Genomic DNA, 1,947 nt, shown 5'->3' on the forward strand with positions numbered 1-1,947 from the left:
TGGCTCTGGTGATGGTAAATGTCAGTGGTTTCCTTCATGATATAGACGTTGAAGATGTCAGAGATCTTCAATAAGTCATTATCCACTTTGAATTGTCTGCGAATGCCCGCTATATCTTTTTTGTCCATTGATCGTTCACTCCTAAATTAATCTTCGTTCTATGATTCTCTCATTTTACCATAGGATTTACGAATGGAAGCGGACATTAAGACATAGATGGATGGAAAAGAAAAACGACTTCTCCGTAATGAAAAAGTCGTGATTACTTCTAGTTATTTTGCTGAGGATTTTTAGATTTTCTTGCTCGTTTTGCATCTTCTTTGTGGGCTTTGTTAGCGGCTGCACTGCCAACTTCATCAGAGAACTCAGTGTCAACTTTCTTAATATCAAACCCTTTTTTATGCTTTTGCTCTGGATCATTTTTCTTCGTTTTCTTTGCCATAAGAATTCCTCCTCTTTTTTCATGTTTAGTATAAGAAGGTGCTTATTTTTTATACAAAAAGGAAATCAGCTGTTCCGTATTGTTCAGAAAAATAAGGTGGATTCCTAACGTAACAGCAGATATAATAGTAAAAGTCGGGAATCAATAAGCCCAATCAGTTTAAAAAAGTAGATGGAAGAAGGAGTCCTTTTCTTAGTTAGGGGCTTATTCTTCCATCTATTTTTCTTTCCCCTATAAAGTCCGTATAAAGGAAGGAGGAACGCCGTTATGAATTTCTTTGAATTAATGGAAGAACAAACAGGCGTCCAATTGAACGAGGTCCAGAAACAAGCGGTTTTGCATACAAATGGCCCACTGCTTCTGTTGGCGTCCCCCGGTTCAGGCAAGACGACAACGCTTAACATGAAAATAGGCTATTTGCTATTGGAAGAAAAGGTGAGAGCGGACCGGATCATGGCCATCACGTTCAGTAAGGCATCGGCTCATGATATGTCAGAGCGCTTCGATCATTTCTTCTCCGGTTTAACGAGTGATAAAGTACACTCTTCGACGATTCACAGCTTCGCCTTTAAAGTCGTCCGTGAGTGGTTGAGGAAAAACAGCCAGGATTTCCAGCTCATCGAAGGGAACATCAGCGACGAAGAGTTGAAGAAAGGCTGGGATGGTCCCGAGATTCCGCTTCATAAAAAGTTCATTTTGAAAAAGCTTTATGAGGATACAAATGGTGTGCAGATATCTGATGACGATATCGACGAGCTGATGACCTATATCAGTTTTGTGAAAAACCGTATGATAGAGGGGAGAGAACTGGAACGGGTTAAGTGCAATGTCAAAAGCGCAGCATCGATTTATCAAGCTTATGAGCAATTCAAGAACAATGCAGATAGGCTGTTGTTGGATTTCGATGATATGCTCACCTATTGTTACAGAATCTTGCATGACGATGCAGCAATTTTATCTAAGTATCAACAACAGTTTGAGTTTATTTTGACCGATGAGAGCCAGGATAATTCCGTCGTTCAGCATGAAATTGTCGAACTATTGGCTAAGCCGCAAAACAACCTCTGTGTAGTTGCGGATGATGATCAGTCGATTTTTATGTGGCGAGGTTCGGATGTCACGAAGCTGTTGCAGTTCGAGAAGACCTATCCAGATGCCACAGTCATGACGATGTCGCAGAATTATCGGTCCTCAAAGGAAATCGTGAAAGCGTCCAATCAATTCATCAAGCGAAATCAAAACCGTTACCCGAAGGAGATGTTTACGGATAACCCTTCTGATCAACCGATTGCAATCAACTCGATGCGTAACTACGAAGATCAGCTGCAGTATGTGACCGAAGAAATTAAGAAGAGCGGAGGAGCTGAGGAAATCGCAGTCCTCTACCGCAACAATTCTTCAGCCGTGCCGCTCGCGGACAAGCTCGATAAAGCGGGCATCGATTTTTATATGAAAGACATCGATGCAAAGTTCTTTAAGCATTGGATCGTTGAAGACATGCTGAA

The 1,947-nt window shown here is 41.3% G+C and carries 3 protein-coding genes; 1 reads left to right on the forward strand and 2 read right to left on the reverse strand.

Annotated elements, in window-relative coordinates; all coding sequences use genetic code 11:
• Nucleotides 1-128 (reverse strand): DUF4317 family protein (locus LD39_RS22445; protein ID WP_156112549.1); only part of this gene is annotated, 128 nt, incomplete at its 3' end.
• 140 nt (nucleotides 129-268) lie between these two features.
• The gene (locus LD39_RS22920) at nucleotides 269-442 is read right to left on the reverse strand and encodes a hypothetical protein (protein WP_197061373.1); all 174 of its coding nucleotides are present in this window, start codon (nucleotides 440-442) and stop codon (nucleotides 269-271) included.
• 267 nt (nucleotides 443-709) lie between these two features.
• Here LD39_RS22920 and LD39_RS01700 point away from each other — a divergent pair.
• Nucleotides 710-1,947, forward strand: a 1,238-nt coding sequence (locus tag LD39_RS01700; RefSeq protein WP_035542219.1) for an ATP-dependent helicase, incomplete at its 3' end; no start/stop codon positions are given.

The organism is Halobacillus sp. BBL2006, assembly GCF_000786645.1.
Taxonomy (GTDB): Bacteria; Bacillota; Bacilli; order Bacillales; family Halobacillaceae; genus Halobacillus.